The 13,729-nt window shown below is 57.9% G+C and carries 12 protein-coding genes; 8 read left to right on the top strand and 4 right to left on the bottom strand.

Annotation, left to right across the window (positions count from 1 at the left end):
* Positions 1 to 201 precede the first annotated feature (201 nt).
* On the bottom strand, positions 202 to 522 hold the full coding sequence (locus B5F12_RS11025) for a helix-turn-helix transcriptional regulator (RefSeq protein WP_087234356.1): 321 nt from the start codon (positions 520 to 522) through the stop codon (positions 202 to 204).
* A 107-nt stretch (positions 523 to 629) separates the two neighbouring features.
* On the opposite strand from B5F12_RS11025, the gene B5F12_RS11020 reads away from it, so the two are divergent.
* The 3 genes from B5F12_RS11020 (at position 630) to B5F12_RS11010 (ending at position 2,163) form a co-directional block, all read left to right on the top strand.
* Entirely contained in the window at positions 630 to 1,295 is a 666-nt protein-coding gene (locus B5F12_RS11020) for a hypothetical protein (protein WP_143482386.1), read from the top strand.
* A 72-nt stretch (positions 1,296 to 1,367) separates the two neighbouring features.
* Entirely contained in the window at positions 1,368 to 1,553 is a 186-nt protein-coding gene (locus B5F12_RS11015) for a hypothetical protein (protein WP_087234352.1), read from the top strand.
* Complete coding sequence (locus B5F12_RS11010) at positions 1,546 to 2,163, top strand: Fic family protein (RefSeq protein WP_087234350.1); 618 nt, start codon at positions 1,546 to 1,548, stop codon at positions 2,161 to 2,163. The genes B5F12_RS11015 and B5F12_RS11010 overlap by 8 nt, the downstream gene beginning before the upstream one ends.
* 154 nt (positions 2,164 to 2,317) lie before the next feature.
* Here the strand turns inward: B5F12_RS11010 and rpiB are convergent, their stop codons facing one another.
* From rpiB to B5F12_RS10995, 3 genes are all read right to left on the bottom strand, one after another.
* Positions 2,318 to 2,761, bottom strand: coding sequence for a ribose 5-phosphate isomerase B (rpiB, locus tag B5F12_RS11005; protein ID WP_087234348.1), 444 nt, complete (start codon positions 2,759 to 2,761; stop codon positions 2,318 to 2,320).
* 18 nt (positions 2,762 to 2,779) lie between these two features.
* The gene (locus B5F12_RS11000; protein WP_087234346.1) at positions 2,780 to 3,586 is read right to left on the bottom strand and encodes a PHP domain-containing protein; all 807 of its coding nucleotides are present in this window, start codon (positions 3,584 to 3,586) and stop codon (positions 2,780 to 2,782) included.
* A gap of 185 nt (positions 3,587 to 3,771) precedes the next feature.
* Positions 3,772 to 5,787, bottom strand: a complete 2,016-nt coding sequence (locus tag B5F12_RS10995; RefSeq protein WP_087234344.1) for a glycosyltransferase family 39 protein — start codon at positions 5,785 to 5,787, stop codon at positions 3,772 to 3,774.
* A 275-nt stretch (positions 5,788 to 6,062) separates the two neighbouring features.
* Here B5F12_RS10995 and hrcA point away from each other — a divergent pair, with 275 nt between their 5' ends.
* The 5 genes from hrcA to B5F12_RS10970 all read left to right on the top strand — a co-directional run.
* Entirely contained in the window at positions 6,063 to 7,130 is a 1,068-nt protein-coding gene (hrcA, locus tag B5F12_RS10990; RefSeq protein WP_087234342.1) for a heat-inducible transcriptional repressor HrcA, read from the top strand.
* A 6-nt stretch (positions 7,131 to 7,136) separates the two neighbouring features.
* Positions 7,137 to 7,691, top strand: a complete 555-nt coding sequence (grpE, locus tag B5F12_RS10985; protein ID WP_087234340.1) for a nucleotide exchange factor GrpE — start codon at positions 7,137 to 7,139, stop codon at positions 7,689 to 7,691.
* A gap of 55 nt (positions 7,692 to 7,746) precedes the next feature.
* Positions 7,747 to 9,600 (top strand): molecular chaperone DnaK, encoded by a 1,854-nt coding sequence (gene dnaK / locus B5F12_RS10980; protein ID WP_087234338.1) that lies wholly within the window; start codon positions 7,747 to 7,749, stop codon positions 9,598 to 9,600.
* 90 nt (positions 9,601 to 9,690) lie between these two features.
* On the top strand, positions 9,691 to 10,863 hold the full coding sequence (dnaJ, locus tag B5F12_RS10975; protein ID WP_087234336.1) for a molecular chaperone DnaJ: 1,173 nt from the start codon (positions 9,691 to 9,693) through the stop codon (positions 10,861 to 10,863).
* A gap of 130 nt (positions 10,864 to 10,993) precedes the next feature.
* The coding region (locus tag B5F12_RS10970) for an SIR2 family protein (protein WP_204221568.1) at positions 10,994 to 13,729 on the top strand (2,736 nt) is incomplete at its 3' end.

Below are 13,729 nucleotides of genomic sequence, written 5' to 3'. Positions count from 1 at the left end.
GGATTCCACAAGGCGGGGGAAGGCCCCGCCTTTGGTGGTCTTTGGTTCCTTTCTGGCAGCAGAAAGGAACCCCCAGCGGGGAGCGTCCCCACCAGGCTGGCAAGCCTGAACCAAGGCGTTTGAGAAGGACAATCTCTTCGGCCTGAGGGAGGGAAAGAGAAAAAGGAGGAAGCACCTGCTTCCCCCTTTATGCGTTAAAAATTAACCTCTGTCCCGCAGACCATCCATATAAGCCTCCACCCGCTCTTGTTGGCGGCGGTTCAACTGCCGATAGGCATACAGATGTGCCAGTTCTTCCGGGGTCAAATCGCTCTGGGCCATCAGCCGCTTTTGCTCAGTGAGTCCGGCCAAGTAGTCCAGAGATACGCCGAAAAATTGAGCAATCGCCACGAGGGTTTCCAAATCTGGTGTTCGATCTCCCACTTCGTAGGCGCTGACGGTGGATTGAGACAGGTTGAGGTTTAGAGCCAGCCCTGCTTGGCTGAGATGACGTTCCTCACGCAGTTGCTTTAATCGCAGCATATTACCACACTCCCGAATAAATTCTACCGCAGAGTGTTGTAAAGAATACTTGTGTATGATATTATAAATACCTGTATTACGGGTAAGCATTGCGGGAGGGCGGTAATATGCCGATGATAGATATACCATACAGCACCTTGCAGGAGGACAAAACAGGCTATCAGATCTTGCTGCTCCGGGAGCAGCAAAACCAGAGTTTTACCGCCATAGCCAGTCAATTGGGTGTCTCTCCCGCCCGTGTCCGACAGCAGTACACCAAAATGAAGGTGCGACAGGTGCGCCTGTATATTCGCCACATCGCCATTGCCCTGGGCCACGACAACACCGCACAGGTGCGGAACGTGTTTTCCACTGCCATGGAATGCTATCAAAATTATCCCTATGCCTGTGGGTATCTGGACAAGACCTATGGGGAGATTTTGGAGGCGTATCGGGCGGGGGAGCCGGGGACGCCTCAGGAGATGTTAGAGAAACTGCCACCCTGCCCGGTGAAGCTGGGAGAAGAGGAGATTTCCCGCATGGTCACCATGCGGGAGGAGGAGAACGCCAGCTTTCGGGCCATCGGCAGGGCGTTCCACATCACACCGGAAAAGGCCCGGCATACCTATGAGATGGTGTATCACCGCAAGGTGTTGGAGTATGTGGAGAGACTGCAACAGCAGGCGAGAACCTGGGAGGAGCGCAGGGAACTCTGGCGGCGGTATTTTGGCGGGTATCAGTCGGCGAAAACACGGTATGAGAACATCCTAGGAGAGATTGAGAAACAGGCATGAGTTTGGTTCTGGCATTGTGTTTTTCCTATAAATCAGGTATACTATTATCAAAACGCAAAGGAGGCGGGCGGTATGAACAGCAAGGAAACACGGAGGATAGAATATGTTTTGACCACCCATGCCATTGAGAAATTGACCCCTAGCGAAAAGGCGGTTGGCCTATGCCGGAAGGTGACGAAAGGAACCGTCAGTGCAGATGCTGCGGTATCCGCACTGTTGAAGGAGTACGGCGTCAAGCGGATGCGTGCCCATGGATAAGGGCTTTGGAAAATACGACGTCTATGCCGTTGCAGGGTCGATGTACTGCTATCGGGGTACCAGCGTATTGAAAAATCGCTTTGGTTTGAGAGACATGGAAACGCTGAAAAAATTGGAGGCGGATATTTCAGCGGTTCGCCAAAGTGATCTGTTGACCCATCCCATTCAGGGACGCTTTTCCCCCAACCATCTGTGCCGGATTCATCGGTATCTGTTGGGAGATGTCTATCCCTTTGCCGGGCACTTTCGTCGGGAAGACATTATGAAAGGAAATACCCGATTTTTAACCCATGGAGAGATAAATGCAAAGCTGTCCAAGCTGCTGGAAGAATTGGCAGAGGAAGATTATCTCCAAAATCTGTCCTTTGAGGCATTGGTAGACCGTAGCGCCTACTATTTTGCAGAGCTGAATTATATCCACCCCTTCCGGGAAGGCAATGGGCGTTCCATACGGGAATTCATGCGACAGCTGTATGCTCTGAATGGGTATGAGGTGAATTGGGCGGCGGTACCGACCCAGACATTTCTCAAGGTGATGGAAGCATCTGTGTTTGATACCACGTACTTGAGAGATATTCTGCGCATCAGTTTGACCAAGAGTCAACCATGAGAAAGGCCAGCTCTGGGCCCAAGTGGAACAGTATGTCCTGCTGGTGGTACTGTTGGGTGGGCTATTCGTGCCCCTGTATGTGGCAGCCAAATGGCATAAATAAAAGAAAGAGGTGTGGGCCAAGCTCACACCTCTTTTTGATGGTTTGGGGAAATTAGGCCTCGTTTTCAATGGCCATAATCTTACCCACACGGCGCGCATGGCGGCCGCCCTCAAACTCGGTATTGAGGAACACGTCCACAATGCGGTCGGCCATGTTGGGGCCAATGAGAGCGCCGCCCATGGCCAGCATGTTGGCGTCGTTGTGGCGGCGGGTCATCTCGGCGGAATAGGGCTCGCTGCACAGAGCGCACCGGATGCCCCGGACCTTGTTGGCGGCAATGGAGATGCCCACGCCGGTGGTGCACATGACAATGCCCCGGTCACAGTCGCCGCTGGCCACCAGCTGGGCGGCAGCCTTGGCAAAATCGGCGTAGTCGCAGCTGTCGGTGGAGTAGGTGCCGCAGTCCACCACCTGGTGGCCCTGTTCGGTCAGGTACTGCTTGAGGTGCTCTTTCATGGCGAAGGCGCCGTGATCGCTGCCAATGGAAATTTTCATGTTCAGGACTCCTTTTGCTTAAAGTTTGTGGAGAACAGGGCGGCGGCCCTGATAGGTGGTGACGTGGGAGAACCCGGCCTCCCGCAGCAGCTCCAGGGCCTCGGGAATTCCCAGGGCCATGTGCTCGGGCTGGTGGGCATCCGACCCCACGGTGACATACTCGCCCCCGCAGTCCTTGAACCAGCGCAGCAGAGGCAGCCACTCCTCCAGGGACATGCCCCGGCAGGTGTTTACCTCCAGGGCGTGGCCGATGGCGGCTACTTGGCGGAAAATCTCCTCCACTTGGTCCTGGAAGGGCTCCAGGGTCAGGTGCTGTCCGTCCCGGGCCATGTAGCGCAGAGGATAGTTGATGTGGGCCAGGGAGTCGTAGCAATCCGGGTACTCCTTCACCAGCGCCCAGGTATGGCTGAGGGCGTTTTCCACCGCCTGACGGCACAGGCCGGGGTCAGCGGTGAAGTTGGTGAAGTAGAAATCCTGGTTGTTCTGCGCCCCAATCCAGTTGTGGAGGGAGCCCAGCACAAAGTCCAGCTCCTCCCCGGCCTGGGCCAGAATGGCCCGGGCAGCCTGGGGATTGTAGGGGGCGGAGCCCAGCTCCAGCCCCAGGCGCACGGTGAGGGGAGCGTCTCCCCGGCCGTGGTACTGGTCCAGAGCCTCTTGCCAGGGGAAGGTGAGGGTGGGCTTGCCGTCCCCGTCCAGCAGGTCGCAGTGGTCGGTGATGCACAGCTCCTGGACCCCCGCCTGTACGGCGGCGGCCATCATGTCAGACAGGGAAGCGGTGCTGTCAAAGGAAATACGGGTGTGGGTATGAGAATCACAGAGATACACAGGGAATCAGCCTCGCAGAGTTTTCCCGCCCGCAGGCGGGAAAAGAATCGGAATCACGTTATTTTCACGGACATGTGCCGGGAAAATAACACTTCTCATGGCGGATGGGGTGACTTTTTCGTAAGAAATCGAGCCACATCCGCCATGCAAAACCTTCTCCAAAGAAGTCCTTGGACTTCTTTGGATTATAGAGGCCAGCTGGGGAACCAACGCAGGAACACCTCGCTGTACCACAGCGGGATATACAGTCCGGTGAGGGCGGGGTAGAAGATGGCGTACACCGCCACGGTGCACCCGGTGAAGCCGTAGACGGCCAGGGTGGCCCCCTTCTTGTGCCGGTCCAGCATGTCGTTCATCAGATAGGCGATGGCAAAGACCAGGAACAGGATGGTGGGGAAGTAGTGATAGGCAAACAAGGTGCGGCCAATGGGCAGCCAGGGCAGGAACTGAGAGAGAATGGCGATGAGGATGAACAGTCCCCGTCCACACTTGCGGCGGATGGTCTGGATGAGCACGGCGAAGAAGGCCAGCAGGCCCGCCCAGGACACCAGGGGGTTGTTAAAGGAGGCAAACAGACTCTTGACCCCCTCGGTGTTGGCCAAATCCAGGTCCCGGTAGTACAGAATGGGCCGGGCGTCAAAAATCCACTGATACCAGCTGGACTGGTAGGGGTGGGTGGAGTGGACGCCCTGGTGGTAGGAGAGCATGAACTCCTGGTTGCTCCACATCACATTCAGCAGGTTGTCCAAGGTGAGATTGCCCTGGGCAGTGGCGTAGGGGATGTAGGAGGCGGTGTAGATCACCGAGGGCAGGAGCACAAAGAAGATGATGGACAGGGAGGTGGTGCTCAGCACGAAGCTGATGAAGTCGAAGCCCTGGGGGGCCAGCTTCCACTCCCGGTACCGGAACACCAGGCCCAGCAGCCACATCACCGCCAGACCGGCCCCGGCGTAGATCACCGTCCACTTGCAGGCGCAGCCGATGCCCCAGAACAGTCCGCACAGGAACAGGGGCACAGCGGTTTTCCGCAGGGAAGAGCCCACGGGGCAGCACAGCCAGCGGTACATAAAGTAGTAGGACACCAGGATGAAGAACACCCCGTAGGTGTCTATGGTGCCGATACGGGTCTGTACCAGGTGCATGAAGTCAAAGGCGAAGAGACAGGTGCCGCAGAAGGCCACCGGGGTCTTGCCAAAGAAGTTTTTCAGGAACACATAGAGAATGGGCAGCATGAGCACCCCGAACAGGGTCCCCATAAACCGCCAGCCAAAGGGCACCATGCCGAAGAGGGCGATGCCAATGGACATGATGAGCTTGCCCAGGGGCGGGTGGGAGACCTCATAGGGATAGATGTTGTTCAGATGCTCCAGAGCGGTGCGGGGGTGGTAGATCTCGTCAAAGTAGGAGGAGTTCCTATAGGTCTGCTTGGTGGTCCACTCCTCCGGCTCGTCAAACAGGGCCTCGGCCCCCACGTCCACATGGTCGGGGATGAGAGGCTCGCCGTCACTCCACAGGGCCAGCTCGGCCAGCCACACGCCTTCTGTCCGGTCAGCGGTGGTAGCGGTGATGCGGAAGGTGGTGGCCTCCAGGGTCACCGGGGGCACGTCCATGCCCTCGGGAATCTGGTTTAAGTCCACCGTCTCCCATTTAAATAAGGTGGCGTAGTTCTGGTCCAGGTCCACCCACTTCCAGTCCGAGCCGTTGTTGGTGTACTCCAGACGGTAGGTGCCAGTGCCCAGAGAGGTGTAGAAGGAGATCTCATCTACCTTCACCGGCTGGGAGAAGGAGAAGGTGTAGGAGTCCCCCTGCTGGAACTTCACGTAGGACTCCGGGGCGGACATACTGCCCAGCTGGAAGAAGGCGGTGATGGCGTAGATCACCGTCACCAACATCAGGGGAATCCAGTCGCACCGCTCCATGGGGGTGTAGGGCAGGGTGAGACTCATGGACTTGCGCCGGGACTGGGCCTCGGACATGGCAATCCACTCCAGGGAGTTGGCCCGGGGCTTGAGGCAGTACCAATAGTAAACGAAAAAGGCCACCACAATGGCCATCCCCATCAGTGCAAACACAAAGGCGGGGGAGAGATTGGTGAAGAACCAGCCAACCCCGGTGACCGCGCTGTCCCAACCCTGCTGTATTCGCTCAAACAGGTTGGGAGAGGCGGAGGACGTGGCGGTGGCAGCGGTGAAAAGCTCCATAGCGGTTGACCTCCTAGGTGAACATAGACATAGATATACATATTTTACTACGAATGGCCGCTGATGAAAAGACTCAAATGTGAAATTACCCCGCTCTTCCGGGAATTGTTAGCAATCGGCCGGGAATACTGCAAAAAACCCTGTGTGTTTTATCCCCCATTTCCATTCACATTTAATTTACAACTGAACTATTGACAATTCACGGGGGTGGTGGTACAGTATCTTTAGCACTCGGGGATAGTGAGTGCTAATACGAGAGAACAGGAGGATGCCGCTTGGACCTGACAGAACGAAAAAAGAAAATTTTACGGGCTGTGGTGGAAAGCTATATCCGCACCGCCGAGCCGGTGGGCTCCAAGGCAATTTTGGAACTGGCGGATTTAAAGGTATCCTCCGCCACCATTCGAAATGAACTCTCCGACCTCACCGAGATGGGGTATCTGGAGCAGCCCCACACCTCCGCCGGACGGGTGCCGTCCCCCAAGGGGTATCGGCTGTACGTCAACGAGCTGATGGAGGAACAGCGGCTGAGCCTGGAGGAGACGAAGCAGATCAACGATGCCCTGCATTTGAAAATGCAGGAGCTGGACAAGGTCATTGACCAGGCCGGGCGCATGGTGTCCCAGCTGACCAACTATCCCGCCTTTGCCTTGGCGGGGGAGCGGCGGCGCACCACCATCCGACGCTATGACCTCATCATGGTGGACACCAACTCGTTCATCGTGGTGGTGATGACGGACAGTAACGTGGTGAAAAACAAGCTCATCCGCCTGCCCACCGACCTGTCCCAGCCCCAGCTGCAAATGCTCACCACCCTGCTCAACGCCTCCTTTGTGGGCAAGAGCCTGGAGGAGCTGACTCCCGAACTGATGCGGGTGGCGGAACACGCGGCTGGCAGTGCCTACGGCCTCATCTCCCTGGTGGTGTCCTTTGCCATGGAGGTGCTGGACGCCCTGGAGCACGGCCCGGTGTACACCGCCGGAGCCAGCCACATTTTAGACCACCCGGAGTACCGGGACGTGGACAAAGCCCAGAAGCTCATGAGCTACCTCAATGAGGAGCAGTCCCTGGCCAACGTGCTGGACCTGCCCGCCCTCAGTGAAGACAACACCAAAATCCTCATTGGGCCCGAGAACGTGGCCGATGAATTAAAGGATACCAGCGTGGTGCTGGCCAGCTACGACATCGGAGACGGCATGAAAGGCGTCATCGGTGTGGTGGGGCCCACCCGCATGGACTACGCCAAGGTGGCCGCCAAGCTGTCCTACGTGGCAGACGGCCTGTCCAAGCTCTTTGGAGGGCAGGGCGGACTTCCCCCAGCCATTGGCGAAAAGGAGGAATAGTACCCCATGGATGAGAAAAACGTGAACAAGGAAAACCTGGAGCCCCAGGTGGAGAAAGAGGAGCTGGTGGAAGAGCCGCAGCCCGACACCCAGCCCGAGGCCCCAAAGGCCGACCAGCCGGAGACCGGAGCGCCCAAGGCGGATGATCAGTTGGCCCAGGCCGAGGAGAAATACCTGCGCCTGGCCGCCGAGTACGACAACTACCGCAAGCGCACCGCCAAGGAGAAGGAGAGCGCCTGGACCAATGCCAAGGCCCAGACCGTGGCCGCCTTCCTTCCGGTGTACGACAACCTGGAGCGGGCTTTGAAGCAGCAGACCACCGACGAGGCCTACGCCAAGGGCGTGGAGATGACCATGAAGGGTCTTCAGGATGCCCTCAGTAGCCTGGGTGTGGAGCTGATTCCCGCTTTGGGCGAGACCTTCGACCCCAACCGCCACAATGCCGTGATGCATGTGGAGGACGACGCCGCCGGGGAGAACACGGTGGTGGAAGTGTTCCAGCAGGGCTTTACCTGCGGGGATAAGGTCATTCGGTTTGCCATGGTAAAAGTGGCCAACTGATTCATATATTACCCTTTGTAAAAACATATTTGCCATATATTTAGGAGGAATTATTATGTCTAAGATTATTGGTATCGACCTTGGTACGACTAACTCTTGTGTGTCCGTCATGGAGGGCGGCGAGGCCGTCGTCATCCCCAACGCCGAAGGTAACCGCACCACTCCCTCTGTGGTGGCCTTCTCCAAGGACGGCGAGCGCATGGTGGGCCAGGTGGCTAAGCGCCAGGCCATCACCAACCCCGACCGCACCGTGATCTCCATCAAGCGTGAGATGGGTTCCGACTACAAGGTGGACGTGGACGGCAAGAAGTACACGCCCCAGGAGATCAGCGCCATGATCCTCCAGAAGCTGAAGGCGGACGCCGAGGCTTACCTGGGCCAGACCGTCTCCGAGGCCGTCATCACCGTCCCCGCTTACTTCACTGACGCTCAGCGTCAGGCCACCAAGGACGCCGGTAAGATCGCCGGCCTGGAGGTCAAGCGTATCATCAACGAGCCCACCGCCGCCGCTCTGGCCTACGGTGTGGATAAGGAGAGCGACCAGAAGATTATGGTCTACGACCTGGGCGGCGGCACCTTCGACGTGTCCGTGCTGGAGGTCGGCGACGGCGTCATCGAGGTGCTGGCCACCGCTGGTAACAACCGTCTGGGCGGCGACGACTTCGATAAGTGTGTCATGGACTGGATGGCCGCTGAGTTCAAGAAGGCCGAGGGCATCGACCTCACCGGCGACAAGGTCGCCATGCAGCGCCTGAAGGAGGCCGCCGAGAAGGCCAAGATCGAGCTGTCCGGCGTGACTTCCACCTCCATCAACCTGCCCTATATCACCGCTGACGCCACCGGCCCCAAGCACCTGGAGCTGACTCTGACCCGTGCCAAGTTCAATGAGCTGACCGCTCACCTGGTGGAGGCCACCACCGGCCCCGTGCGCCAGGCCATGAACGATGCCGGTCTGAAGTCCAGCGACCTGCACAAGGTGCTGCTGGTGGGCGGCTCCAGCCGTATCCCCGCTGTCCAGGAGGCCGTGAAGAAGATCACCGGCCTGGAGGGCTTCAAGGGCATCAACCCCGACGAGTGCGTGGCCATGGGCGCTGCCATCCAGGGCGGCGTGCTGGTGGGCGACGTCAAGGGCCTGCTGCTGCTGGACGTCACTCCTCTGTCCCTGGGCATTGAGACCATGGGCGGCGTGATGACCAAGCTCATCGAGCGCAACACCACCATCCCCGCCAAGAAGAGCCAGATCTTCACCACCGCCGCTGACAACCAGACCTCCGTGGAGGTCCACGTGCTCCAGGGTGAGCGTGAGATGGCGCAGTACAACAAGACTCTGGGCCGCTTCCACCTGGACGGCATCGCTCCCGCCCGCCGCGGTGTGCCTCAGATCGAGGTGACCTTCGACATCGACGCCAACGGCATCGTCAACGTCACCGCCAAGGATATGGGCACCGGCAAGGAGCAGAACATCACCATCACCTCCTCCACCAACATGTCCAAGGAGGACGTGGAGAAGGCCGTGCGGGAGGCCGAGCAGTTCGCTGCTGAGGACGCCCGCCGCAAGGAGGAAGTGGACACCCGCAACCAGGCCGACCAGATGGTCTACCAGACCGAGAAGACCCTGGAGGAGATGGGCGACAAGCTGGATGCTGGCGACAAGGCCAACATCGAGGGTGAGCTGAACAAGGTCAAGGAGGCCCTGAAGGGCACCGACACCCAGGCCATCAAGAACGCCACCGAGGGTCTGACTAAGGCCTTCTACGCCGTCAGCGAGAAGCTGTACAGCCAGGCTGGTGCTCAGCCCGGCCCCGACATGGGCGGCGCTGCTGGCGGTGCCACTGGCGCCACCAACAACGGCGGCGACGACAATGTGGTGGACGCCGACTACGAGGTCGTGGACGACAACAACAAGTAAGAACAAGACCGGGTTTCACAAGCGGGGTGCATCAAACCACCCCGCTTGTGGCAGGTTTATTTATCCTGCCCAGTGAGGTGACGACATACAATGGCAGAACAAAAACGTGACTATTATGAGGTCCTGGGCGTGTCCAAGACCGCCTCGGACGATGAATTGAAAAAGGCCTACCGCAAGCTGGCCAAGCAGTATCACCCCGACCTGAACCCGGGCAATGCAGAGGCGGAGACGAAGTTCAAGGAGGTCAACGAGGCCTATGAGGTGCTGTCTGACAAGGACAAGCGGGCCAAGTATGACCAGTTCGGTCACGCCGGGGTAGACCCCAACTTCGGAGCGGGCGGCTTTGGAGGCGGCGGCTTCGGTGGGTTCGACATGGGCGACGTGGACCTGGGCGACATCTTCGGCTCCTTCTTCGGCGGCGGCTTTGGCGGGTTTGGCGGCGGTCAGCGCCAGGCCAACCCCAACGCCCCCAAGCGGGGCGCTTCTCTGCGGGTGAACATGACCATCACCTTTGAGGAGGCCATGCGGGGCGTGGAGAAGGAGATCAGCCTCAACCGCACCGAAAACTGCACCACCTGCCACGGCTCGGGCTGTGCCAGCGGCACCACCGCGGAGATCTGCCCCGACTGCCACGGCACCGGCCAGGTGCGCATCCAGCGTGGAGCGGGCGGCTTCGCCTTCACCACCACCGCCCCCTGTTCCAAGTGCCGGGGCACCGGTAAGATCATCCACCAGCCCTGTCCCGACTGTCATGGAGACGGCCAGGTGCGCCGCCCTCGCAAGATCAAGGTGAAGATTCCCGCCGGCATCGACGATGGCCAGTCCATCTCCATGCGGGGCCAGGGCAACGAGGGCCTCAACGGCGGACCCGCCGGGGACCTGCTGGTGAACATCTCGGTGATTCCCGATCCCCGCTTCCAACGAGACGGGTACGACCTGTACCTGGAGCAGAAGGTGAGCTTCACTCAGGCCGCTCTGGGCGCCGAGCTGCAGATTGATACCATCGACGGCAAGGTCAAGTACAACTTGCCCGCCGGGACCCAGCCCGGCACCACCATCCGCCTGCGGGGCAAGGGTGTGCCCAACGTCCACGGACGGGGCCGGGGCGACCAGTACCTGCTCATCAAAGTACAGGTGCCCACCAACCTCACCAATGAGCAGCGGGACGCTCTGAAGGAGTACGCCCGCACCATGGGGGAAGGGTCCCCCGCTCCGGCCACTCCGGTGCGGGACTTCTTTGAGAAGAAGCGGAAGAAGAAATAAAAAACATAAAATGAAATGCGGAAGGTCTGTTGCAGGACCTTCCGCCTTCTTTTTTGTCAAATCTTGCAGATGGGATGGCCATGGTGTAAAATGGATGAAATAGACGGTACAGACAGGAGGAAATCGAGCCATGGCAGCCATCACATTTACACAAATTATGAACTGCTATCCCGATAATCCAATGGTTTACAAGCATATCAAACAGGATTGTGGCAAACTGATTCCCTTTGTGGGGGCGGGTCTGTCCGTGCCCTGCTATCCCTTATGGCCCGAGGCTCTGAAAGAGCTGGCGGAACAGGTGGCAGTATCAAAGAAAAAAAAGGCTATTGTAGCTAAAATAGAGGGGGGAAACGCAAAACTACTAAAGGCGGCGCAGGCTCTGGAAGATTACTGGGGAAAGAAAGGAATGGCAGACCATCTGCTGGAGCTTTTTTCCGCCGCCAAAATCCAAGAGCACAGGGAGAAGTTGCCCCATCAGAGCGTCTGGCTGCTGCCTATGCTGTTTCCGGGGATGCCTGCGGTGACCACTAACTTTGACCGGGTGCTGGAGACGGTGTATGAACTGCAAGGGGCTAAGTTTGACACGGTGATTTTGCCCAACCGCCAGGAGCTGCAAGACCAGTTGCGGCAGGGAGAGCGCCATGGCCTGTTGAAGCTCCACGGAGACATCGGAAGCGAAACCCTGGAGTATTCCTCCATCATCTTTGGGAAGCGGCAGTATGAGGGGGCCTATCAGCCGGGGACTCCCATGGTAACCAATCTACAGGCGTGGTTCTCGGGAAAAATGCTGCTGTTTTTAGGGTGTAGCCTGAAAGCGGACGAATATCTGAACCTGTTGCAGGAGGTAGTGCAGCTGCATCCCGGAGTGACCCACTACGCCATTTTGGAGTGCGAAGATGTGAGGGATGCCGCCGCACGGGCCAGGCAGTTGAGGGACCAGTGGGGGATTCAGGCCCTGTTTTATCCCAAGGGGCGGCACGAGGCGGTGCGGGTCGTCCTGGAAAAGCTGCTGGAGGACCACAATCCCACCGCCTATCAGGCTTTGACTACCCATGTGGGGGCGTTACCCGACCAGAGCCCCAGCAGCCGCTTCCACTACAAAAGCGGAGCGGTCTCCTTCCACGGCAGACAGGAGGAACTGGAGCAGCTGCGGGAATTCTGCGGCCAGGAGCATGTGGCCTTTCGATGGTGGGCGGTGACTGGCGCAGGCGGCGCAGGGAAAAGTCGCCTGGTGTACGAGTTCGGGCGGGAGATGGAGCGCGCTAGCTGGAACGTACTTTGGCTCAATTCCGCCCATATGGACCACTTGGATACCCTGCCCATCCCAACCAAGACCCTGGTGGTGGTGGACTATGCCCAGGCCTATCTGGGACCGCTGGGGCACTGGATGGAACAACTGGCCCAACGGCCCCGCCTGGTCCCGGTACGGCTGCTCCTGTTGGAGCGGGACGGTAAAAGTCTGGATGGTAGCTCTTGGGGTAGTGGATTGAAAGCTGAGGTACGTCGAGCCAAATCCATTCGAGAGACCTGTTGGAAAGAGCCATTTTTACAGCTCAACCATTTGCAGGAGGAGGAACTTCTCCGCATTATGACAGACTATGCGGACACAGTGGGCAAGAGATTGCTGGAAGCCAAAGGCCAACAGCTGCTGGAGACCTTGAAAACCACGGACCCAGGACTGTACCGCCCTCTATACGCCATGTTCCTCACTGACGCATGGGGTAACGGCCAGCAGCTGGAGCAGTGGGGGCCGACGGCGGTGTTAGACTATGTGCTGCAACGGGAAAGTGAATATTTTGAGGAAAAAACAAAGGAGGCCATCGGGAATATACCCCGTTTGAGGAAGATTCTAAATAAACTTTGTTTGGTGGCTACCATTTGGGATGGTATTACACCGGAGCAGGTGGCCCAAGAATATCCAAAGCTGTGGGAGGCGTTTCAACAGCAGGCGGAAAGGGTGGACTGCGTGGAATCAGAGGAGGACCTGCTGCGCCAGGTGGGGATTCTACAGGGAACGGAACTGGCTGGACTGAAACCGGACCTGTTGGGGGAGTATTTTGTGCTCCAGCACCTCAATGAGCCGGAAGTGTTGCAGCTGTTGTTCCCGGATGGGTGGCAGACCAAGAGGAAGCTTGTGGCGTTCCTATTTCGTATGTATCGGGATTACCACAATGACATGGAGAATGTGGGAGCATTTTGGGATTATATGCTCTGTATCCAAAAGAATCCCGTGAGGGGATATGGAATGATGTTGGTAAATGTTGCATGTAATTCAAACGCATATACTTCCTCAGCCGTTGAGACGCTAAAAACCTTGTGGGAAACGGGCGGTAATCAGGTAATAGACGCACTGTTGTATGCTATGGGGCTGGTAAACCTGACGACTAGGCAACCAGTGGAGGGAGCAGAAGCTGTCGTAGGGCTGTTACAGGAGTTGCATGAGCGGTATTCCAAGCATGAGGAGATTGCCTTTGAGTATGCCAAGGGGCTGGCGAACCTGACCGCCAAGCAAGGTGTAGTGGGAGCGGAAGTCACCGTAGAGCGGTTAAGAAAACTACAGGAACGGTATTGTGGGAATGAGGAGATTGTCCTTGCGTATGCCAAGGGGCTGTTCAACCTATCCTTTGATCAAGGTATAGAGGGAGCGGAAGTCACCGTAGAACGGTTAAAGGAACTACAGGAACGGTATTGCGGGAATGAGGAGATTGTCCTTGAGTACGCCAAGGGACTGGCAAACCTGACCACCAAGCAAGGTGTAGAAGGAGCGGAAGCCACCGTAGAGCGGTTAAGGGAGCTGAAGGAACGGTATTGTGGGAATGAGGAGATTGTCCTTGCGTATGCCAAGGGGCTGTTCAACCTATCCTGT

The sequence above is a fragment of the Pseudoflavonifractor sp. An176 genome (genome assembly GCF_002160435.1).
GTDB lineage: Bacteria > Bacillota > Clostridia > Oscillospirales > Oscillospiraceae > Enterenecus > Enterenecus faecium.
The sequence above is the reverse complement of the archived record's forward strand: the minus strand, read 5'-3'. Positions and strand labels throughout refer to the sequence as shown.

What these genes read in the sequence shown, in the direction of transcription:
- B5F12_RS11025 (WP_087234356.1), bottom strand. Translation starts at nt 522, where the DNA reads ATGCTGCGATTAAAGCAACTGCGTGAGGAACGTCATCTCAGCCAAGCA.
- B5F12_RS11020 (WP_143482386.1), top strand. Translation starts at nt 630, where the DNA reads ATGCCGATGATAGATATACCATACAGCACCTTGCAGGAGGACAAAACA.
- B5F12_RS11015 (WP_087234352.1), top strand. Translation starts at nt 1,368, where the DNA reads ATGAACAGCAAGGAAACACGGAGGATAGAATATGTTTTGACCACCCAT.
- B5F12_RS11010 (WP_087234350.1), top strand. Translation starts at nt 1,546, where the DNA reads ATGGATAAGGGCTTTGGAAAATACGACGTCTATGCCGTTGCAGGGTCG.
- rpiB (WP_087234348.1), bottom strand. Translation starts at nt 2,761, where the DNA reads ATGAAAATTTCCATTGGCAGCGATCACGGCGCCTTCGCCATGAAAGAG.
- B5F12_RS10995 (WP_087234344.1), bottom strand. Translation starts at nt 5,787, where the DNA reads ATGGAGCTTTTCACCGCTGCCACCGCCACGTCCTCCGCCTCTCCCAAC.
- grpE (WP_087234340.1), top strand. Translation starts at nt 7,137, where the DNA reads ATGGATGAGAAAAACGTGAACAAGGAAAACCTGGAGCCCCAGGTGGAG.
- dnaK (WP_087234338.1), top strand. Translation starts at nt 7,747, where the DNA reads ATGTCTAAGATTATTGGTATCGACCTTGGTACGACTAACTCTTGTGTG.
- dnaJ (WP_087234336.1), top strand. Translation starts at nt 9,691, where the DNA reads ATGGCAGAACAAAAACGTGACTATTATGAGGTCCTGGGCGTGTCCAAG.